Origin of the sequence: Thermogemmatispora tikiterensis (assembly GCF_003268475.1) — a bacterium.
Classification (GTDB): domain Bacteria; phylum Chloroflexota; class Ktedonobacteria; order Ktedonobacterales; family Ktedonobacteraceae; genus Thermogemmatispora; species Thermogemmatispora tikiterensis.
In genome coordinates this window covers 4,283,277-4,304,088 of sequence record NZ_MCIF01000002.1, presented here as the reverse complement: position 1 = coordinate 4,304,088, position 20,812 = coordinate 4,283,277, and the positions used below count along the sequence as shown (strand labels likewise).

The 20,812-nt window shown below is 62.1% G+C and carries 17 protein-coding genes; 3 read left to right on the top strand and 14 right to left on the bottom strand.

The genetic code is table 11. From position 1 onward, the window contains the following. Position 1: 1 nt before the first annotated feature. The 5 genes from A4R35_RS17160 to A4R35_RS17140 form a co-directional block, all read right to left on the bottom strand. Entirely contained in the window at positions 2-1,135 is a 1,134-nt protein-coding gene (locus A4R35_RS17160) for a sensor histidine kinase (protein WP_189361965.1), read from the bottom strand. A gap of 126 nt (positions 1,136-1,261) precedes the next feature. Next, on the bottom strand, positions 1,262-2,071 hold the full coding sequence (locus A4R35_RS17155) for a class I SAM-dependent methyltransferase (RefSeq protein ID WP_112431487.1): 810 nt from the start codon (positions 2,069-2,071) through the stop codon (positions 1,262-1,264). A gap of 68 nt (positions 2,072-2,139) precedes the next feature. Beyond that, the gene (gene menA / locus A4R35_RS17150; RefSeq protein WP_189361963.1) at positions 2,140-3,057 is read right to left on the bottom strand and encodes a 1,4-dihydroxy-2-naphthoate octaprenyltransferase; all 918 of its coding nucleotides are present in this window, start codon (positions 3,055-3,057) and stop codon (positions 2,140-2,142) included. Between the two features lie 461 nt (positions 3,058-3,518). Next, positions 3,519-5,345, bottom strand: coding sequence for a glycerol-3-phosphate dehydrogenase/oxidase (locus tag A4R35_RS17145; protein WP_112431483.1), 1,827 nt, complete (start codon positions 5,343-5,345; stop codon positions 3,519-3,521). A 584-nt stretch (positions 5,346-5,929) separates the two neighbouring features. After that, positions 5,930-6,544, bottom strand: coding sequence for a glycerol-3-phosphate responsive antiterminator (locus A4R35_RS17140; protein ID WP_170293416.1), 615 nt, complete (start codon positions 6,542-6,544; stop codon positions 5,930-5,932). A gap of 282 nt (positions 6,545-6,826) precedes the next feature. Between A4R35_RS17140 and A4R35_RS17135 the strand changes: the two genes are divergently transcribed. Continuing rightward, entirely contained in the window at positions 6,827-7,402 is a 576-nt protein-coding gene (locus tag A4R35_RS17135) for a glycerol-3-phosphate responsive antiterminator (RefSeq protein ID WP_112431479.1), read from the top strand. On the opposite strand, the gene A4R35_RS17130 is transcribed toward A4R35_RS17135, so the two are convergent. The 9 genes from A4R35_RS17130 to cydD all read right to left on the bottom strand — a co-directional run bounded on the left by A4R35_RS17130 (position 7,399) and on the right by cydD (position 19,545). Beyond that, positions 7,399-7,731, bottom strand: a complete 333-nt coding sequence (locus tag A4R35_RS17130) for an HPr family phosphocarrier protein (protein WP_112431477.1) — start codon at positions 7,729-7,731, stop codon at positions 7,399-7,401. The genes A4R35_RS17135 and A4R35_RS17130 overlap by 4 nt on opposite strands. Before the next feature lie 153 nt (positions 7,732-7,884). Then, positions 7,885-8,346, bottom strand: coding sequence for a dihydroxyacetone kinase phosphoryl donor subunit DhaM (gene dhaM, locus A4R35_RS17125; protein WP_112431475.1), 462 nt, complete (start codon positions 8,344-8,346; stop codon positions 7,885-7,887). A gap of 322 nt (positions 8,347-8,668) precedes the next feature. Beyond that, positions 8,669-9,298: a dihydroxyacetone kinase subunit DhaL gene (dhaL, locus tag A4R35_RS17120; RefSeq protein ID WP_112431473.1), complete on the bottom strand. Its 630-nt coding sequence runs from the start codon at positions 9,296-9,298 to the stop codon at positions 8,669-8,671. A 345-nt stretch (positions 9,299-9,643) separates the two neighbouring features. Then, positions 9,644-10,645: a dihydroxyacetone kinase subunit DhaK gene (gene dhaK, locus A4R35_RS17115; RefSeq protein ID WP_112431471.1), complete on the bottom strand. Its 1,002-nt coding sequence runs from the start codon at positions 10,643-10,645 to the stop codon at positions 9,644-9,646. Positions 10,646-11,055: 410 nt separating this feature from the next. Next, positions 11,056-13,215, bottom strand: a complete 2,160-nt coding sequence (locus A4R35_RS17110; protein ID WP_112431469.1) for a sigma-54-dependent Fis family transcriptional regulator — start codon at positions 13,213-13,215, stop codon at positions 11,056-11,058. Positions 13,216-13,469: 254 nt separating this feature from the next. Next, positions 13,470-14,516 (bottom strand): cytochrome d ubiquinol oxidase subunit II, encoded by a 1,047-nt coding sequence (gene cydB / locus A4R35_RS17105; protein ID WP_112431467.1) that lies wholly within the window; start codon positions 14,514-14,516, stop codon positions 13,470-13,472. A 24-nt stretch (positions 14,517-14,540) separates the two neighbouring features. Continuing rightward, entirely contained in the window at positions 14,541-15,935 is a 1,395-nt protein-coding gene (locus A4R35_RS17100; RefSeq protein WP_112431465.1) for a cytochrome ubiquinol oxidase subunit I, read from the bottom strand. Between the two features lie 83 nt (positions 15,936-16,018). Next, on the bottom strand, positions 16,019-17,785 hold the full coding sequence (gene cydC / locus A4R35_RS17095) for a thiol reductant ABC exporter subunit CydC (RefSeq protein ID WP_112431463.1): 1,767 nt from the start codon (positions 17,783-17,785) through the stop codon (positions 16,019-16,021). Continuing rightward, a complete protein-coding gene (gene cydD / locus A4R35_RS17090; protein ID WP_112431462.1) occupies positions 17,782-19,545 on the bottom strand; it encodes a thiol reductant ABC exporter subunit CydD in 1,764 nt (587 codons plus the stop codon). Before cydD ends, cydC begins: the two co-directional genes overlap by 4 nt. 439 nt (positions 19,546-19,984) lie before the next feature. Between cydD and A4R35_RS17080 the strand changes: the two genes are divergently transcribed. Together A4R35_RS17080 and A4R35_RS24360 are read left to right on the top strand one after the other, a co-directional pair. Continuing rightward, a complete protein-coding gene (locus A4R35_RS17080; RefSeq protein ID WP_112431458.1) occupies positions 19,985-20,431 on the top strand; it encodes a hypothetical protein in 447 nt (148 codons plus the stop codon). Beyond that, complete coding sequence (locus A4R35_RS24360) at positions 20,431-20,592, top strand: hypothetical protein (protein WP_189361961.1); 162 nt, start codon at positions 20,431-20,433, stop codon at positions 20,590-20,592. The genes A4R35_RS17080 and A4R35_RS24360 overlap by 1 nt, the downstream gene beginning before the upstream one ends. Positions 20,593-20,812 lie beyond the last annotated feature (220 nt).

Below are 20,812 nucleotides of genomic sequence, written 5' to 3'. Positions count from 1 at the left end.
CTCAGGAGGTCGAGCGTTCTGCATGAGCCACCGGCAGGGTGAAAAAGAAGGTACTGCCCTGGCCAACGGTGCTTTCGGCAAAGATGCGTCCGCCGTGGGCCTCGACAATGTGACGGGCAATGGCCAGACCCAGACCGCTACCGCCACCGCCTGCGCCAACATAGTCGAACTTGGAGCGCGAGCGATCGACCTTGTAGAAGCGCTCAAAGATACGTGGCAGGTCCTCGGGCCGAATGCCCACCCCCGTATCACGCACAAAGAAGCGCTGGCTGCAGCCATCCGGCTCGGCAAAGGTCCCAACGACGACCTCGCCTCCCGAGGGCGTGAATTTGATAGCGTTGTGAATGAGGTTGACAAGCACGCGCCCGATCTGCTTGCTGTCGGCAGCCACCAGCACCTGCCCGTCGCGAATCTCTGTCCTCAGCCTGACACGATGGCGCTGGGCTTGAGGTAACAGACGCGCCATGCCCTCGCGCACCAGCTGCTGTGCTTCAACCGGCTCGATGACCATCGGCAGCTGGCCCGACTCGATGCGCGATAACTCCAGCAGCTCGGAGACGAGCGAGGTGAGATACTGGACCTCTTTTTCGATGCGCTCGACGAAGACCTGCGCCTGCTCAGGGTCCGTCTCAATGGTGTCCTCCAGCGTCTCAGCCAGCAGCCGCACCGAGGCGAGCGGCGTGCGCAGCTCGTGCGAGATGTTGGCGACGAAGTCGCGGCGGACGCGCTCCAGGCGCCGTAGCTCGGTGAGGTCCTCGATCGCCACGGCAAAGTAGTGGTACTCACGCAGCCGCTCCTGGCCCACCGGAGGCTTGTGATGCTCCAGGGGCGTGACCGAGACTTTCCAGCAGGGGCCGGAGGGACCTTCGTTGAATTCAGCGCTCTGGGGCCGCTGACTGGCTATGCTCTCGCGCACCAGCTGGATCATGGCGGCGCTGGTGATGAGCTGATCAAGCTTGACCTTCTGCAGCGGCCCCGTGACCCCAAAGAGACTGCAGACGTGGCGGTTGTAATAGCGGATCGTCAGCGCACGATCAATGACGAGTACTGGCCAGGGTGCAGCCTCTAGCAGCTGCAGGAAGAAATGACGATAGTTGATGCCTGTTGCTTTCTCGGCTGTCGTGTGCTCTGTCAAGGCTCTCCCCTCGCTTCGCAGCATCACCCAACCAATCAACCACCAGGGCTGGTTGGCTATGGACCTCGTTGGCCGGGCGCCGTGCCGTCTTGCTCATCCGTCTGCACCCTGGCGCTCTGGACTGCCTTACGCCAAAGGCTGGTCCGCTTCGCCCGCGCTTGCCCCGCTCTTACTCTCAGGGCCTGGCTTGGTGGCAACGTGCACGGCAACAATGCCGCCGTTCAGGCGATGAAAGCGCACCTCGCTCCAGCCCACCTCTTCCATAATGGCCTTGAGAGCCGGCGCATCAGGGAAGTGCGTCAGCGAGCGTGGCAGATAGCGATACTCTTCGGCAGCTTTGCCGATGATGGCGCCAAAGAGGGGCGCGATGCGATAAAAGTATAAGTGAAAGAGTGCGCCGAGCAGCTTGCCGGGCGGATGACTGATTTCCAGACAGACCATGCGCCCGCCAGGTCGCACGACGCGCAGCATCTCACGCAGGGCCTGACGTAGATCGGTGACGTTACGCATCATGAAGGCGGAGCAGCAGCCATCGACACTATTGTCCGGTAGATCGATGTGCTCGGCATCACCTACACGCAGCTCGATGCGATCCTGCAACCCCAGGCGCACCAGCTTGCGCCGCCCCAGATCGAGCATTTCGGGTGTGATGTCCATGCCGATCATGCGCGCCCCTGGCCCGGCCTGACGGATGACGGCAATGGCCAGATCCGCCGTGCCTGCCCCCAGGTCCAGCCCGATCTCGCCCGGCCCCAACGCCAGACAGCGAGCGGCAAAGGCTCGCCAGCGGCGGTCCAGGCCCAGGCTCATGAGACGGTTGAGGAGATCGTAGACGCGTGCGATGCGCGCAAAGAGACGCTGGACATAGGTGCGTTTTCCTCCAGCGCGCCTGAAGGACTCTTCCAGAACGGTATCTCCCGTCACAGGTTTTTCCATGCCTTCCTCATCTCCAATCCAGGGCGGCAGCAGCTACCCCGTCCTTCCTTCCTTCGCTCCGACCCACCTTAGAGACCAAGCGGGCGCAGCAACGCTGCGGCGGTGATCCCCAGGGCCAGCAGCAGGCCAAACTGCAGATGCAAAGCGGCAGTGCGCTTGAAACCAACAATAAAGGCGGCGCGTTCGCGCGCGCTGAGCACGGAGCGTACATTGATAAAAGCCAGCGGGAAACTGACCCAGACGATCAGGGTGTGCAGCGGCAGCAGGCCAGCCAGAGCGAAGAGGCTCACAGCCAGATAGCTGCCAACTACGAGCACGGCGTGATAGCGGCGAGCGAAGGTCTGGCCCAGGCGTACAGGTAGGGTCAGCTTGCGCACGGCCCGATCCTCTTCGTAATCGCGGATGTTGTTCATATTGAGAATGGCCGTGACCAGAAAGCCCACCGGCACACTTGCAGCAAAGGCCGCCCACGACCAGCGCGGGATTTGCACGTAGTAGGCGCCCCAGGTCATTAGAAAGCCCATTGCAATGTAGACCAGCGGATCACCCAGGCCACGCGCTGCCAGCTGAAACGGTCTGGCACTGTAAAAATAGGCGATGACCATCCCAATGAGGCCGAAGAGCAGGATAGCTGGTCCGCAGAGGACAACAAGCGCCAGACCGAGCAAGGCGGCCAGCACAAAACAGGCAATGCCGCCACCCAAGACCTGGCCCGCCGTCATCTCGCCGCGAAAGATGACGGTACTGGCACCGAGCGATTGCGGGCTATCGAGACCATAGCGATAGTCAAAATATTCATTAAAGTAGTTTGTGCCGATCTGCAGGAACAGGCCCGCCAGCAGAGCCAGCACGAAAGGCCCGGGGCGAAAGGTGCCCTCATAAGCGGCCACCGCCGTGCCGACCAGCAGCGGACTCACGGTAGCCGTCAGCGAAAAAGGGCGAGCGTTCTTCACCCAGATCTTCCAGTCTTTCCAGGAGGCTGGCACGTCGTGTTTCCCCCCTTGTATGGCTCTCAGCCTGGTTACCTCCGTCCCTCCTCTCCTGATCCTCTCTCGCTGACTCTCTCCTGCTCCAACCCAGCCGGAGCAAGAAGAGAGATAGCCACCAGATCAGCGCAGGGCATGACAGCCGAACCCGAAGGCGCCTGACGGAATGAGGCAGAGGCAGGCAGTTTTCTTCAGCTCATCCTCATAATTAAGGATAGTGCGCCAGCAGGAAAACGTCAAACAGTTTTCAGCCAGGCTGAAGCGGGACAGGGCCGGGAAGAACGGGCCAGCGAAATTTCCCGATCCTGACTGATCAGGCCCGCTTCCGAGGTGGTACGGGCCTTCCTTCTGTTACGCCCAGCCAGGGGGCAGAGGGGGAGAAGGGCATAAGCGGGTTCGAGCAGGCAGCGGCGGCAATTGTGGTCGCGGGGAAGCTGTCACCAGCATGACCCCGCGACCCCTCAAGCACTCAGGCGCGTCTCTTCGGCGGCAAGCTGGCGTTCGACCTCCTGACGATAGGCCTCTTTGAGGCGCTGCACCTGATCAGAGGACCAGCCATGCTCGCGTGCCATCAGCGAGGCGACCGTCTCCAGGGCCTGCAGGCCACGCTGTCGGTCCTCCAGGATCAGCGAGGTGCGACGGGCCAGTACATCGGCAGGTGTCATAGCCATCTCATAACGGCAAGCGTAGACAACCTCGGCGCGGATATAGGGCAGATCAGCCACCAGGCGCTGGGCCAGCGTCGGCTCATCTGCCATCAGCTCCAGAATCTTGCCTGTCTCGGTGCCATAGCTCTGCAACAGGTGAGCGATAATATCGTCCGCCAGGCCAGCAGCTGCCGCCTGCCGTTTAAGCTCAGGCCGCGCCAGAGACCAGTCCTCGCTGCCGGCCAGGCGCAGGTGCAGCGTTGGATGGCGGAGCTGGCGGCCCTCGCGCTCGTCGAGGCGATCCACCGTATCCTGAGCCATACGACGATAGGTCGTCAGCTTGCCTCCCACAATCGTCACCAGCCCAGCCTCGTTTTCCAGCACGGCATGCGTCCGTGAGAGGCGCGCCGTGTCGCTGCCGCCCTGCTCGCGCGGCTTGAAGAGCGGACGATAGCCGGCATAGCTGCTGATGATCTGCTCTCGCGTCAACCGGAGCGACAGGTAGCGGTTGAGATGCTTCAGCAGGTAGGAGATATCAGAGGTGTCCGGCAAGGGATGATCGAGGTCGCCGGAGCCAGTATCAGTAGTCCCGACGATAACACGCGACTGCCAGGGGACAACGAAGAGAATGCGGCGATCTTCAGTCTCGGGCAGCACAATGGCGGCCTCGCCCACGTGGAGATCCTCGCGCGAAAAGATCAGATGGACGCCCTTGCTTGGCTCGATGCTGACCTGCGGCCTCAGCCCACAGAGGGCCTCGACGCGCTCAGCGAAGACACCCGCGGCGTTGACCACATGGCGCGCCTGAACCGTAATCTCGTCCCCCTCCAAGACATCGCGTACACATGCCCCGCAGACGCGCCCCTGCTCCAGCTGGAGGCCCACCACCTCACAGTAGTTGGCAATGACCGCTCCATAGCGGGCGGCGGTACGAATAAGGGTCATGGTCAGACGGGCATCATTGGTCTGGGCATCGTAGTACAGGAAACCGCCTTTGAGACTGGCGCTCACCAGGTCAGGAGCATAGCGCAGCACCTCCTGACGGCTCAAGCGCCGATGACGCGCGATACCGTAACGGCCCGCCATCAGATCATAGAGCGTCAGGCCGACGTCGAGCACAGCGCTCAGACCCACCCCTCCAGGGGTGGTGAAGGGAATACCTACCGGATGGCGGTCTCCGCGATAGAGCGGCAGCACAAAGGCCAGCGGCTGCACCAGAAAGGGGGCATTGTGCAGCAGCAGGCCACGCTCAACCAGGCTTTCGTGCACCAGCGGGAAATCAAAATTGGGCAGATAGCGTATTCCGCCGTGAACCAGTTTGGTCGATTTGCTGCTGGTGCCGCCGGCAAAGTCGGCCTTCTCGACCAGGGCAACGCGGTAGCCGCGCACTGCCGCCTCCAGAGCGACACCGGCACCGGTCACTCCGCCCCCAATGACCAGGACGTCGAAACGCTCCTGCTGCAATGCGTTGAGGTTTTGACGGCGTGTGGTTGCTGATAGCAATTGCATGGCTCCCATCTGTAGAGATCTGGCCAGCGCCGGCCTGGGGCCGAGCCACGTCCGCTGCTGGCGGCGCTTGCCCAGATGGCCACCATGCCACCTGAACAGGATCAGCCCCCAGCGCCCAGCCAGCGTACGCACATTGCCCCACCAGCCCGCTTGCAAGCGAGCCAGTGGGGGCCGTCAAAGATGGACCGACCGACTTCAGGCGACTCCACTCTAGGCTGTTCCTGCCGTCGCCTTCGCTGCCAGGAGACAGGTACACTGCCCTGAGTCAGGCCCCTTCGGCTCTCTCACCCACCACCATAGAGAGACCTCTGTCTCCTGCCTCCAGCAGGCGAGCGAGCCGCTTGCTCAGCCAACCAGCGGCTGGCAGGGTCTTCAGGATGTAGAGTAGACTGCTCATCATGATGCCATTCCGGGCTGACCTGACAGGCCAGGCTACGCCAGCCCTGCCCTGCTTTGCAAGAAGCCCCTTCGCTTGCGGACGCCGTGCAGCCCTCCTCTCTGGCCGGTATATGCTGGCAGAGCGGAGTGGAGCAAGCGTACTATCTCGCTGGCTCCGGCGACGGCAGCGAGCACCCTTCCATGCTGAGTCGAGCCGATCGATCCGATCTATGTCTTGGGTCAGACATCCAGCCAGCAGGTGGCGCAAGCGAATCAGCAAGCGAGCGAGGAGGAAGAGATGGGCCGAGCAAGCGTCTATCTCGCTCGACCAACCCACCTCAGTGCGTTTCCGCCGACGAGCTACAGGCGCTGAGCACGGGTAACCACTGATCGAGACGAGTCACTGCCACCGCCCGGACCCCGCTGGCCAGCACGGCGCGCAACTGATTCGCCCCATAGAGCAAGCCCGATGCCATGTACGGCAGATCAAGGGTTGGTCTGAGCGCAGGCATAATGTAAGGCACCACATGCGCCGGGGTGAAGTCCAGCATATCCACCACAGCACGATCCACCGACTCCAGAGCCATCTCCAGCCCAGTCGAATCGACCGCGAAGATGCGCTGGATGGCCTCCAGTCCCAGCTCATGAGCCAGCACCATCACTTTGGGGTGACTGGAAATGACGCCCCGGATGTGAAAGTGAGTCGCAAGGTGGCGCAGGCCCGCGTAATCGGCATTGACACCATCGATGTGATCCATATTCACATAGAGGGCATAGCCGTTGCGATGGGCGCGCTCAACCAGTGCCTTGAATTCAAACAGGTTGCAGTGTCTGAGCAGAATAGCCCGCACTGCCGGCGTCTCCAGCGCTTGCACAAAGCGCGGGCGGGTTTCCACAACCGGCACCAGCACGCTGGAGGCCGGTAGGTTGAGCAGTGATACACCGGACTGCATACGCATCACCCATCTCGCACGTGCCTGGGACAAACGCCTGAAAAACAATAAAGTCCTGAGCCTGCCACATCTGTGGCAGCGCCAGGACTTCTCAAGTCTCTGTCCGGACGATATTCGCGATGATCAATCACACCGGGGAGAAGGACCCTCCTCCCCGCTGCGCTGTACCTGCTGGTTAGGACAGCCTTTACAGGAGTAATCATACCTGTCCCAGGTACTTTCTGTCAAGTGGCAGCCGTACCCTGGTAGGCGCCACGCTTTCTTTGCTACAATGAGAGCGAAATGACCAGAGAGGAGTTTCTCAGGTTGGCTCGCGTCCATCCGGTGGCCGCGGCCATCAAGGCAGAGGAGGACTGGTCTCCGGCCCTGGAAAGCCGGGCCTGCCTGCTCTTTGCCCAGTACGGCGATGCCTTCGCACTGGAGCCACTGGTTGAGCAGGCTCATGCCCGAGGGAAGGGTGTTGTTGCGCATCTCGACTGGCTGGCTGGTATCGGTAAGGATCGCGCCGGCCTCGCTTATTTGCGCCAGATCGGCCTTGACGCGGTGATTACCAGCCGCGCCTCACTGGTGGGCGCTGCCAGAGCCGAGGGCCTGCTGACTATCCAGCCCCTCTTATTGACCGAAGAGTCGGCTCTGGCTAGCTGCGTCCGCCAGATCGTGCAGGCTCAGCCCGACCTGATCGAGGTGCTCCCGGGAATCATCTTCCCCGACTTCGCCCGCACCCTGCGCGCGCTCCTCCCCGGCCCCTTCATCGCCGGCGGCTTCATCCGTACCCACCAGGAGGTGGCTCGCCTGCTGGCGACCGGCTGCGTGCTGATCAGCAGCAGCGCCCGCCAGCTCTGGCAAGCTGCCGCCTAGGCCGGTGTCTCGCTTGAGATGCCAGTAGTGCTCTCGCCCTGGGGCCTGTCCGCTTCTTCTTCCTCGTCGAAGTTGCGCTGGACCAGCTCCTCGATAGAACGCACCGCCTCCTCAGCGTCCTCTCCCTCCGCGCGCAAATGAATCGTGCTCCCACAACGCGCTCCTAGTCGGAGCACTCCCACAATGCTCTTGGCATTGACCGTCTGCGCTCCATACTGAAGCAAAATCTGCGACTGAAAGAGGGCGGCAGTCTGCACTAGCAAGCGGGCCGGACGGGCATGCAGACCAACTTTGTTGGTAATGACGAGATTGCGTTCGACAATGGGCATAATCGTCTCTTTCTCCCTTCCTCTCACCTCTGCCCAGTGAGTGCTTTTCTCAGCGCGGCCTGGTACCTCAGGCCACGTCGCAGCTCTTTCAGAGAAACGCTGCTTTTCTTCTCTGCTGCTCGTGGAACTCTCCACCATCAGGTAAGCCGGCCTTCATGTCCTGTCCTCAGTGGTCCTATCTTCGGGGGCCGCCTCCTCGGCTGTCTGGCCTTCCGTTGCAGGCAATTTCGGCAGGGTGGTGGCTGCCGCCGCCGCCTCGGCCACAGCCTGCAACGGGCTGCCGATCGAGGCTTCTACGGCAGCCACTACCGCCCCTTCCACCAGGGGAGCGCTGCTAATCATCACCGGGCAATCATGATCTTGCTTGAAGAGTTCCAGAGCCATCTCGGCAGCCATGCCAGCGCTGCCGAGATCCAGCAAGACCAGGACCCCCTCGGAGCTGGCCGCCTGCCGCAGGGCCTGGAGGATTTTGTCGACCGAGGTGCCGAGTCCTCCCTCAGCAGTGCCTCCTGCTGGCGCAATCACAACCCTACCCTGCGCCATCTGGCCCGCCAGCTCCGCTACGCCCTCGGCCAGACGTGCACTATGCGAGACAATCACTAAGCCAACCGTCATCGGATACTCTCCTCGCCATGAGCAACAGAGGAGGGCCAGCTCTGGGCCGTCTGCCACAGTTCCGAAGCGCCGTCAGCCCAGCCTGACCTGGCCTGGCCACTGAGCGGGTCGGCACTACCCTCAAGGCCGACTAAGACCTTTCCTCACTCGCCTTGTGCCAGTGAGGCTCTCTCTCACTCTCACATGCTTCTCGTATCTTCTCTGCCACCTGTCTCCTGTCAGTCCGCTCCAGTCCCTCTTGCACCGAGAGACAGGTGGCAGAGAGACAGGCCAGCAGGCAGACAGACAGCGATGCCTATTAAGCAGACGGGGAGGCTCTGGCTCAGTCAGCAACCTCGGCCAGCGTCTTCAGTAGCAGCCAGCTGGAGGTCGCACCTGGGTCCTGATGCCCGATGCTGCGTTCGCCCAGGTAGCTGGCCCTGCCCTTGGTAGCCAGCATGGGGATCGTCGCCTTCATGCCTTCCTCCGCAGCTTCAGCGGCGCGGCGCAGCAGCACGGCCAGGCTCTCATGTTGCTCCTGTGCCTTGCGGGCCGCTGCCAGTGCAGGCTCCAGTGCATCGACCATCGTCTTCTCACCCGTATGAGCCTTGCCGCGTGCTTTGATCCCGTCCAGAGCCGCCTGCAGCATCTCAATCACGTCCGCTTCGTCTAGCTCATGCTTCCCAGCAGTCACCATCCCGGCACGCAGAAAGGCCGTTCCGTAGAGCGGACCACTGGCGCCACCGACCGTCGAGACCAGCGTTGTCCCAACGGTCTTCAAGATGGAGCCGATATCCATGCCGCTCAGTGAGGGTAGTTTGTCGAGAACGGCGCGGAAACCGCGATCCATGTTGACGCCATGATCAGCGTCGCCGATCGGCGCGTCAAGCTGGGTGAGATAATCACGCTGCTCGTGAAAAACCTGGGCCGCTTGCGTTATCCAGCGTAAGACATCCTCTGTTGTGATTGGCATAGCCTGCTCTCCTCCGTAGTCTTGGGGTGCGGGTGCGGGTCGCCCTGACAGCGCGAGCGTCATTCACTAAATAGGGTAATGGAATGGCGAGCGTGACGGACGTGCTGCCTTGCCTGATCCTCTGCCTGCCCTTCTTAGACTCCTGGCCAGGCCGACGACGGACGGGGTGAAGCCGCTGGCGGCAGCGACAGAATGAGGCCCAGAGCAAGGCAAGGGGTGGGCGCTGGTAAGTGACCCTTGCCCTGCTCTTGCCTGTCAGCTTCGCCAGGCCAGCCTGCCTGGACGGACGAAGAAGTGAGGCAAGTCAACGCATGAAGGCAGGGCGACCGTCAGCTTCGGCCCGGCTCAGATCCCCCAGCGCAGGGCTGGAGTCAGCACAGGGGCATCCCAATAGCGCAGCATCTCGTCATCGACGCGCAGCAGTGTAATGGAGCAGCCAGCCATCTCTAACGAGGTGATATAGCTGCCTACCAGGGAGCGGGCGATGGTGATGTTGCGCCCCTTGAGGATACGCGCCAGTTCGCGAGCGACGATGTAGAGCTCGATCAGAGGCGTGCCTCCCATGCCATTGACAAAGGCCAGCACGCGCTCGCCGGCCTTCAGGCCGAGGTCTTCAATGATAGGATTGGCCAGCATCTCCACGATGTCGGCAGCCGGGGCCAGTTTGACACGGCGGCGCCCTGGCTCACCGTGGATGCCAATGCCGATCTCCATCTCATCTTCGCCCAGCTCAAAGGTGGGCGTACCCTTGGCGGGAACTGTGCAGGAGGTCAGGGCCATGCCCATGCTGCGCCCCTGCTCGTTGACACGCCTGGCCAGGGCCGCCACCTGCTCCAGCGAGGCACCGCTCTCGGCCAGCCCCCCTACGATCTTCTCCAGAAGTACGGTGACTCCAACACCACGCCGACCAGCGGTGTAGAGGCTGTCCTCGACGGCCACGTCATCGTTGGTGATGACGCTGGCGACTTCGATGCCTTCAGCCTGGGCCAGCTCCGCCGCCATTTCAAAGTTGAGGACGTCACCAGTGTAGTTCTTGATGATCTGGAAGACACCAGCTCCACCATTGACGGCCCGCATGGCCGCCAGAATCTGGTCGGGAACCGGCGAAGTGAAGATGGCACCAGGACAGGCTGCATCAAGCATGCCTCTCCCCACAAATCCCCCATGCATCGGCTCATGACCGCTGCCCCCTCCCGAGACAACGCCTACTTTGCCGCGCACCGGTGCGTCTGCCCGCACAATGATCTGATTCTCCAGATCAACGCGGATCAGCTCGGGATGCATGGCAGCCATGCCCTCTAGCGCTTCTTTGACGACCGTCTCTGGACTGTTGATGAGCTTCTTCATGCTGCCTCCTTTTCCCAGAAGTCGAGGGCCGCTCCGTTGCCCTCCTCTGACCTCAAACAGCGGCTCTGCCCCTTGCCCCGCTCACACTCCTCTCACTCCAGAGCCGCCCGCCGGCCCACCATCGCCCACGGAGATCTTCCTCCGCCTCCGATGGCCTCGTTCAGCATATCCGCTCGGCCCGGCAGGCGCCCGCGCCCGCCTGCCCCCCGCTCGCTACAGATGAGAGCCTCTGGCTTTGCCTGTCTACTCTCTATGACATGCAAGATTCGTGCCAGCCTCGCCTCGCGTAACGGCAGGGGCTTCCAACAGGCCACCGCACGCCCACTTCCCCCCCGCCGCTTCTCAGATGGTGTTGCACCATTGCAACATCTCTCCAGCCTGGTTTCATTACTGAAACATACTTTGTTTCATTATGGCAACGTCTCGCTCGGGCCAGAGGACAGGAACGAGGAGGCGCGGGGCGTGGGACGCAGGCCATAGCGCACCATCTTGCGCCACAGGGTCGTGCGGCTAATGCCTAGCAGGCGTGCTGCTTCGCCCGGGTGCCCATGACAGTGCTCCAGCGCTTGCAGGATGGCGCTCGCCTCGGTCGAGCGATTGTGCTCCTTGAGCGGATGCAGCCCTGGCATGACTGGCTCCCCTTGCCAACCATTCCCGCCTGCCTGATCGTGGTCCGACTGCTCCATAAGAGACGGCTCCTCCGACGCCGCAGAGGAGGCCGTACTGGCCGGCTCTGTCTCGGCAGCCTGGCGGATCTCTGGCGGCAGGTCCTGCACGGTAATAGTATCGGAACGCGCCAGGTAGGTGAGGCGCTCCAGGAGGTTTTCCAGCTCGCGCACATTGCCTGGCCAGCTATAGCGCTCCATCAGGGCCAGAGCCTCCGGCGTGATGCCAAAGGAGCGGCCCAGGGTCCGACTCTGCCGCTGGAGAAAATGCTCAACCAGCAGGGGCAGATCCTCCAGGCGCTCGCGCAGGGACGGGATATGAATAGAGAGGACATTGAGGCGATAGTAGAGATCGGAACGGAAGGTTCCGCGCCGGACCTCTTCCCGCAGGTCCTTATGGGTCGCTGCGATGATGCGCACGTCGACGGGGATAACGCGCTGTCCCCCGATGCGCACGATGGTCCGCGTCTCAATGGCCCGCAGCAGGGTTGTCTGCAGGTCCAGGGGCATGTCGCCGATTTCATCGAGGAAGAGCGTGCCGCCGTGCGCCTGCTCAAACTTGCCTGAGCGCCCCTGGCGGTCGGCGCCGGTGAAGGAGCCGCCTTCGTAGCCGAAGAGTTCGGTGTTGATCAGCTCGCGTGGAATGGCGGCGCAGTTGATGGCAACGAAAGGGCCGTCGGCCCGGGGGCTGTTGTTGTGAATGCTCTGAGCAAAGATTTCTTTGCCAACGCCGGTCTCGCCATGCAAGAGAACCGTGGAATTGCTATGCGAGGCCAGGCGCGCCAGGCGCAGGGCTTCTTGCAGCGGGGCACTGCGCCCTACGACGTTGGCAAAGGTCAGACGCGCCCGCGCTCCGGTCATTCTGTTCACCAGCTTCTGCACGCGCTCGATGCTGCGCAGGATCAGCACGAAGCCGTCGGAGATCAGCGGCCCACCAGACGCGCCGCCTACCGTCAGACGCCCAAGGGCCGGCTCAGGTTCGCCCGCCGTGAGCGCGATGGGCTTGAGCGAACAGAGGCAGGTCACCCGGCCCCGCGTTGTCTCAAAGACGATTTCTTCCTCGTTCAAGGGCTGCTGACAGGCGAGCGCTTGCTGGAGCAGGGCGGGCAGCGGCAGTACGTCGCGCAGGCGTCGCCCCATCACTCGCGCTGGCACCAGTCCCAGCAAGGTACCAGCAGGTCCGTTCATCTGGGAGATCACGCCGTCGCGCCGTAGCAACAGGATGCCCTCCGGCAGGCTTTGCAGAATAATTTTCAGCTCGGCGAGCAGCTCGTTGGTGTTGCCCAGCCAGACCTGCATCTGAAGCTGACCGCTGATGACCTGGGCCGCGGCGGCTACCATTCCAAGGGTATGGGCATGGCTGCGCTCACAGGGACCAGCCACCGCCAGAACACCGACCGCTTGCCCAAGGGGATCATGGACCGGCGCAGCAGCGGTGTAGAGGGCGTGCAGGGCGGCGCGGTAGTGCATGGCACCCTCTAGCTGAATGGGAAAGGATTCCTGTAGGGCCAGGGCCAGGGCATTGGCCCCCTGTTGCTCTTCGCCCCACAGCGTCCCGATCCGCATTCCTAACGGCTCAAGTCGAGTGCGCGCTTCCGGGTCGCCAATCAACTCGATGATGCGCGCTTCGGCGTTGGCAAAGATGACCAGCGAGTCCGATCCTTCGATGAATTGATAGAGGTCCTCCATCGCTGGCCGAATGAGAGCCAGCAGGCGGCGCGAGAGCGGTTGCGAGGCCGTGGAACCGGGGTCAGGCGCTGGTGGCTGGCCATAGGGATCGAGTCCCAACGCCGCGCAGCGCCGCCAGGATTGCGCCAGCGCCGGCGGCAGGAGTTCCTCGGGCAAACGACCCTGCAGAACGAATTGCTCCCAGATCGCGCGGTAATCTTGGGCGCTGCTGAGCATGTTCCCTCCATCTCCGGGCAGTTGTCGCTGCCGCTGTATTGCTCGCCTTCACCAGCCAGTGATCAGCTGGCAACAGAGCGAGCGAGAGATAGGGCAGTCCGCAACTTCGGCTGGCCTGGATAGTACAGTATAGCACAGCGCTGGCCCCACCAGGGTTCTGCCCCAGCAGAGCCAGCGAGCGCCTTATACTCAGCCGCGCGATAGCACAGCGCTCTGCTCTCCCTTTGCGCCTTGCTTGACCAACCCGGCCAGGGCTAGTAGCCGCCGTACTCGCCTTTTGCCGTCACCTTCCCCCAGAAGAGCCGGTAGGTAAAGACGAAGTAAATCACAGCCAGGACAATGCCGATGAGCCACCAGACCAGGCCAACCGTCAGCCCGTAGGGGCTGCCGGAGGCGTTGTCAACGGTCAGGCTATGAGCTGGATTAACGGCGGGCAGCACATCGGGATAGAGACCGAAAGCTGAGCTGGCCAGCATGCCAGCGATGAAGGCGCAGGACGAGAAGAAGGCCGCCAGATCTCGATTGCGGAAGGCGAAATGACCCACTCCCAGCAGACCGATGAAGGCCACCAGGGGGAAGATGGCTCCCCAGGGGCGGGCATTGAAGCTGGCGTAGATTTGCGGCTGTACCGCGAAGGTGGCGATCGTGCTCACCACGGTCAGCAGAATGGTAATCGGCCAGCTGATACGCAGGATACGCCGTGCGCGCTCGTTGAGGACGCCATCGGTCTTGCGCGCGATGTAGGCCGATCCATGCATGGTCAGGGTACTGGCAGCCATCAGGCCGATCAGGATGGTGTACCAGTCCAGGATGCCGGGCGTCTTGCTAAAGGGGTTGAAATCGGTCCACAGTGGCTCAAAGAAGACGCCATGTTCATCCAGGGGCACACCTCGGATCACGTTTGCCAGGGCGGCGCCATAGAAGATGGCCAGCAACGTGCTGCCGAGAAAGAACATTCCGTCCCAGAAAGAGGCCCAGACGGGACTGGGCACGCGCGAGCGCAACTCGATGGAGACGCCACGCCACATTAGCAGCCAGAGCACAATACAGAGCGGCAGATAGAAGCCGCTGAAGCTGGAGGCATAGAGCACCGGGAAGGTGAAGAAGAGGGTACCGCCAGCGGCGATAATCCAGACCTCGTTGCCGTCCCAGACCGGGCCAATGGCGCGCAGAATCAGGCGCCTCTCCTGGTCGGTGCGGGCGGCCATCAAGTGAATGATGCCGGCGCCCAGGTCGAAACCGTCCAGCAGGACATACATCGTCAACATAAATGCGACGAGAATAAACCAGAGTGTTGCCATCAGCCTTGACCTCCCTCACTCAGCTCAACCTTCCGCCACCGTACCGGTGGCCAGGCCGGGCAGACCGCCCTCCTCGACGACCTCGGCCTCCTCGCCTTCGCCGCTCTCAGGCCCCTTGAGGGCTTCTGTGACCGAGAGCACCACATAGAGCAGACCGAGCAACAGGTACATGCCGGCAAAGCCGAGCAGGGTAAAGAGCACATTGCCCGCCGAAAGGTTGGCCGACGAGCCTTGCGCCGTGGGTAACAGCCCGTAGATGATCCACGGCTGGCGGCCCAACTCGGTCGTGAACCATCCTGCGGTATTGGCAATGATCGGGAACGGCGTCGCCAGCATCAAGATCCACAGCATCCAGCGCGTCGTGAAGAGACGCCGCTTCCAGAGCCAGAGCAGGCAGGCTACTCCCATGATCGGGATGAAGAAGGTGCCCAGGCCGACCATGATGTGATAGCTGTAGTAGAGGAGCTCGATCGAATCGGGGCGCTGATTCGGCGGAAAAGCGTCCAGACCCTTGACTACCGCCTCCCAACGGCGATAGGTCAGGAAGCTGAGCACTTTGGGCACAATCAGCGGGTTGTCAAGCTGGCCGGTCGCTGTATTGGGCTGACCGAGAATGACAATCCCGGCCCCCTGCTCGGTATGAAAGAGACCTTCGAAGGCCGCCAGCTTGGCCGGCTGGTATTTCGCCACCTGCTGGCCCTCCAGGTCGCCGCTGGGATAGAGCTGGATGACGCTGGCAATGAGGCCGACGATGACGCCCAGGGTCACAAAGATGCGCCCGTAGTCAACGTGGCTCCTGGCCAGCAGATAGTAGGCTCCCAGGCCGGCCATGATGAAGGCCCCGGTAATGACCGCCCCGCTCATGGTGTGCAGGTACTGGGGGAAGATCCAGGGATTGAGCAGCACCTCCCAGTAGTTGGAGATGTGCAGACGGTTGCCGGCAATGGTGTAGCCAACGGGGTGCTGCATCCAGGCATTGGAGGCCACAATGAAGGCCCCAGAGGCCCAGGTGCCCAACCAGACCATGACGGCTGCCAGCCAGTGCACTCTCTGCCCGAAAACCTTCTCGCCGAAGAGAAAGACGCCGAGAAAGGCCGACTCCAGGAAGAAGGCAAAGGCCCCCTCCATCGCCAGGGTCTGGGCAATGATGTCACCGGCGTAGGCGGAGAAGCGCGCCCAGTTGGTGCCAAACTGGAACTCCATCGGAATGCCGGTGACCACGCCCAGCACAAAGCTGGTGGCAAAAATCTTGGCCCAGAAGCGAGCGCTGATATTGTAGCGCTCGTCCTTCTTGATCAAGTAGAGCGTCTTTAAGAGCACGATCAAGAAGGCTAACCCCATCGTGATCTGGGGAAAGATATAGTGATAGCCTACGGTGAAGGCGAATTGTACGCGCGATAAGATGGTCGATAGGTCCATATGCAGACCAAACCTCCCACGAACTAACCGAAACGCCACCGCTGCGGTGCTGTGGCCTCCAACCAGGATTGAGTACTGCTCACTCAGGCCACAGGTAGCAGAGCGTTTTGCACTTCCCACAAACGTCGATAGAGGCCGCCAAGCGCCAGCAGTTGCTCGTGCCTGCCCCGCTCAACAATGCGTCCTCCATCTACGACCAGAATTTCATCCATCCGCTCCATGTGCAGGAGACGATGGGTCACGAGCAGCGTCGTGCGACCTTGCATCAACATATCCAGTGCCTCAAATAGCGCCTGCTCGGTAAGACGGTCCAGGTTCGCGGTAACTTCATCGAGCAAGAGCAGCGGCGCATCCTTGAGCAGGGCGCGAGCGATGGCCAGGCGCTGGCGCTCGCCGCCAGAGAGCTTGAGGCCCTGCTCGCCGATCCAGGTGTCGAGGCCGGCGGGCAACTGGCGTACGAAGTCGTCAAGCTGGGCCAGTTCCAGGGCGCGCCAGAGCTGCCCTTCTGTGGCGGAGGGTGCCGCCAGACGGAGATTGCCGCGAATGGTGTCGTTAAAAAGATAGGTATCTTGCGTTACTACACCCATCAGGCTGCGCAGATCAGCCAGCGCAAAGGAACGAATGTCCTGGCCCGCCAGCAGGATGCGCCCCTCCTGTGGGTCCCAGAAGCGCATAGCCAGGCGAAGCAGGGTGCTTTTGCCGGCCCCGCTCGGGCCGACGATCGCCACGCGTGCTCCAGCCGGAACGTGGAAGGAGATGTTCGCCAGGGTGACCTGACGTCCCTCTTCTTCATAGCGGAAGGTGACGTCCTCAAAGGTCAGCTCCAGCGACCTGGTGGCCGGGATGGGCGCCGGCTGCTCTGGATCGCTGACGGCAGGCGCAGTGTCGATAATGCTAAAGAGGCGCTCGCCCGCAGCCAGCGAGTGGCCAAGCTGAGCGAAGGCCTGAGCCAGGGGAGCGATGGCTTCAAAGGCCGCCAGCACGAGCATGGCCAGAAAACCCAGGTAGATGCTGTTGATCTGCCTGGTCGCCGCCAGAGGAATGGCGAGCAGCAAGATCGACCAGACCGCCAGGCCCGTCAGCAGCTCTTGCAGTCCCTCCTGCAACCCCCCAGCCAGAGCCAGCCGACGCTGGAGACGGTCGAGCCGCTGCTCCCAGGAAGCCAGCTGCTCACGCCGTCGCGCCGCCTGTCCGTAGGCCAGCAGGTCGCTCATTCCCTGCAGGCTCTCGACGATGTGCACGTTGACCCGGCCACGCAGTGCCAACTGCTGACGTCCCAGGCCGCGCGTCAGGCGGAGAGCTAGCAGCGGCAGCCCCAGTCCAGTGATGAGCAGGAAGAAGAGGGCCGCCAGGGCCAGAACCGTGTTGAAAATGGCCAGGAGCCAGCAGGTGATGACCGTGATCAGCACCGCCACCAGCACCGGCGCCACCACACGCAGGTAGAGATTTTGGAGTTCATCGACGTCGGAGACCAGGCGCGCCAGCAGGTCGCCGCTGCGCAACTGGAAGAGGCGCGCCGGGGCCAGGGGAGCCAGTCGGCGATAGACAGTCACGCGGATATGCGCCAGCAGACGGAAGGTGACATTATGCGAGAGCAAACGCTCGCCATAGCGGGCCGCGGCTCGCACCAGGCCCATCAGGCGTACGATCGTAATGGGAATGCTCAGCAAGACGATCATGGTCACAATGGCCGCCCCGGCGATCAGGTAGGAGGCCATGCTCAACAAGAGCATGTTGGCCACGACCATGACGCCGCCCAAGAGTACCGTCACGATGATCTGAGGAGTAAAAGGACGGAGAAAGGCCAGCAGACGCCAGGCCGTTCTCATTGATGGTCGCTTGGTGGTCATAAAGCCTCGGCCTCCTTCCCGGGCACGGCCCCAGCCTCCTGCAGGCGGGCCGTCATTAATTGCGCATAGGCGCTCGTGGGTTGTTGCAACAGAGCCGCCGGAGGGCCGGACTCGATCAGACGCCCACCGTCGAGTACCAGCACCTGATCGGCAGCGGCCACCGTGTTGAGGCGATGGGCAATGACCAGAACCGTGCACTGACGGCGCAGGCGAGCCAGAGCCGCACTCAACAGCGCCTCACTCTCGGGATCAAGGCTAGAGCTTGGCTCGTCCAGGATCAGCAGCGGCGCCTGCTTTAAGAAGGCCCGCGCCAGAGCGAGACGCTGAAGCTGACCGGCGCTCAGTCGCAGACCTTGCTCGCCTACCTCAGTGTCATAGCCCGCCGGCAGCTCACGGATGAAGTCCGCCGCCCCCGCCAGCTCGGCGGCGCGCTCTACTTCTTCGTCGCTGGCCCCAGGACGCGCCAGGCGAATGTTGTCGCGCACACTGCCACTAAAGAGGTAGGGACGCTGCGGCACCAGCGCTACGTACTCCCGCCAGAGATCCGCTGGCAGACGATCCAGGGGCAGCCCGTTGACCAAAATGGCCCCACTCTCGACCTCCATGAAGCGCAGCAGCAGATTGACGAGCGTGCTTTTGCCCGCTCCGCTGCGCCCGACCAGCGCCGTGCAGGAGCCCGCGGACAGGGTAAAGCTCACATTGTGCAGCGCCGGGCGCTCGCTGTCGGGATAGCGACAGGTCACTTGCTCGCAAGTGAGCGTCAAAGGGGCCGCTGGTAGCGACCGCGACGCCTCCCGCGGTTCGCGAACCGGCGGGAGGCTGGCCAGGATCTCTAGCATGCGCTGGGCCGCAACACGTCCCTCCATGCCAGCATGATACTGCGTGCCCAACTCTCGCAACGGGCGATAGAATTCGGGTATAAGCAATAAGACCAGAAAGGCTTGCTCAAAGGGTAGCTCGCGGTTGATGAGGCGCACACCCAGGAAGACAGCGATCAGACCAATGGCCAGCATGGTCATGAATTCCAGGACCGCGCCAGAGAGGAAGGCGTAGCGCAGCACTCTGAGGGTGCGACGGCGATATTCATCGCTCAGGCGGGCCACGTGCGCTTCCTGGGCGCCGCTGCGCCCAAAGAGATGGAGCGTCACCAGGCCCTGGATGGTATCAAGAAAGTGCGCGCTCAGCCGCGCCAGCGTTGCCCATTGACGCTGGATGTGTTTCTGGGAATAGCTGCCCACCGCAATCATTAGAACAGGAATGACAGGGCCAGTGATCAGCAACAGGATGGCGCTGAGATGGTCAAGCGGCCAGATAATGACCAGCAAGAGGAGCGGAATAACCAGGCTCCAGACGGCCTGTGGCAGGTAACGAGCCACGTACGTCTCCAGGCGCTCACAACCCTCATTCAGCGTGGCAATCAGCTCGCCGCTGCGCTCGCCACGCACGAAGAGAGGACCGAGAAGCAAAAGATGCTCAAAGAGACGGCGTCGCAACTCACTCTTGACCCGATTGCCGGCCCGACGCGCGCTGAATTCGCGCAGCCAGACCAGGCCAGCCCGCAAGCCAATGATCACCAGCAGGACTGCGAGGGCTAACCCGACCTGCTGCAGATCAGCATGGCCAAGAAAGACGCGCGCGATGACCCAACTGAGCAAGGCCATCTGCCCAACGGTAGCCAGCAGCGCCAGCAGACCCGCCAGCACACTTAACGCTAACGGCCAGCGCGCCGCAGTACAGTAGTGCAATATCTGCTTCTCCATCGCACTCCTCTTGGCAAAATCAGCTATCTGATCTCTCAGGTCTCTCAGGTGTGCTCTCAACACCCTCTACTCTAGCGTAATCCCAGGACGCTGCAATCGGGGGAGAACCTGAACTTTTTTGCGGAGAATACCGTATCCGCTCCGTCCTGAGAAATAGTAGAACACCTGAGAGGCGAAGTTGCAACGCCGCCAGGCCGCTAAGACAGCCTTCAAGCCCTCGCGTGACAGGATCGTGAGGTCAACCCAGTACTGAGCAGGGCAGAGAGAGATGTCGATGAAGATGGCCACCTCTGCAGCGTTAGCCGCATGACAGGCTGACTGTGGAATCGCTCCTGGTTCGACGGGGCGCCGATCAGTATAACTACTGACACCTGGTTCTTTTCAGGAATTCGCAGAGAACTGCCGATAAGAGGAGCAGCTGCAAAAGGAGAAGCCATAGATGTTCGACTGGTACCACCTGGTGCTGTTCCTACACATCGTAGGCGCGCTTGGTTTCTTCATGGGGGTGGCCGTTCAGCTGACAGCTATGGTTGGGGCGCGCCAGGCGAGAACTGTTGAGGCTGTGCGAGCCTGGTGCGCACTCAACAGGCCATTGGCCATTTTGATGCCAATTACCTCATGGCTCATTTTCCTGGCGGGCCTGGCCCTGCTGCTGGGCGCCTGGGGTTGGCATCACGCCTGGCTCAATATGTCGCTGATCCTCTTCCTTCTCATTAGCCTGGTCACTTCCCAGGTCAACCGGGCGCATGGACGTCGCCTTGGCGCCTTACTGGCGCATGCCAGCGCGGGGCCTGTCAACCTGGAGTTACGCCAGGCGCTGCTGTCTCCGCTGCACTGGACCGCTGTCATCACAACGTCGCTGCTGATCCTGGCATCGTCTTCCTGATGACTATCAAGCCTGACCTGACTGGCACGCTGATCCCCATCGTCGCTGCCCCGGCCCTTGGCGTCATCGGTTCCTGGCTCGTGATCCGCAGCCGGGGCGCTAATGCGACGACGACCAGCCATAGCCGTCAGCCGTCTGCGACCTTACCAATCATTCGCTAGCAGCGAAAGCCCGCTGCCAGACAGACTGCTGGTTGCCAACGACCGCTCCCACCATTCTGCGCGCTGGAAGTCTGCCGAGGGCCTGCTGGCCTGGGCGACAGGCCAGCTGCTGACAACAGCTCACCTCGCCCGGCTGCCCCAGCCAGATCGAACTGCCTTGGCCAGACTCTCCAACACCAGAAAAAAGGTGTTGACTAATGCGGGCGTCCGCGTTATAATA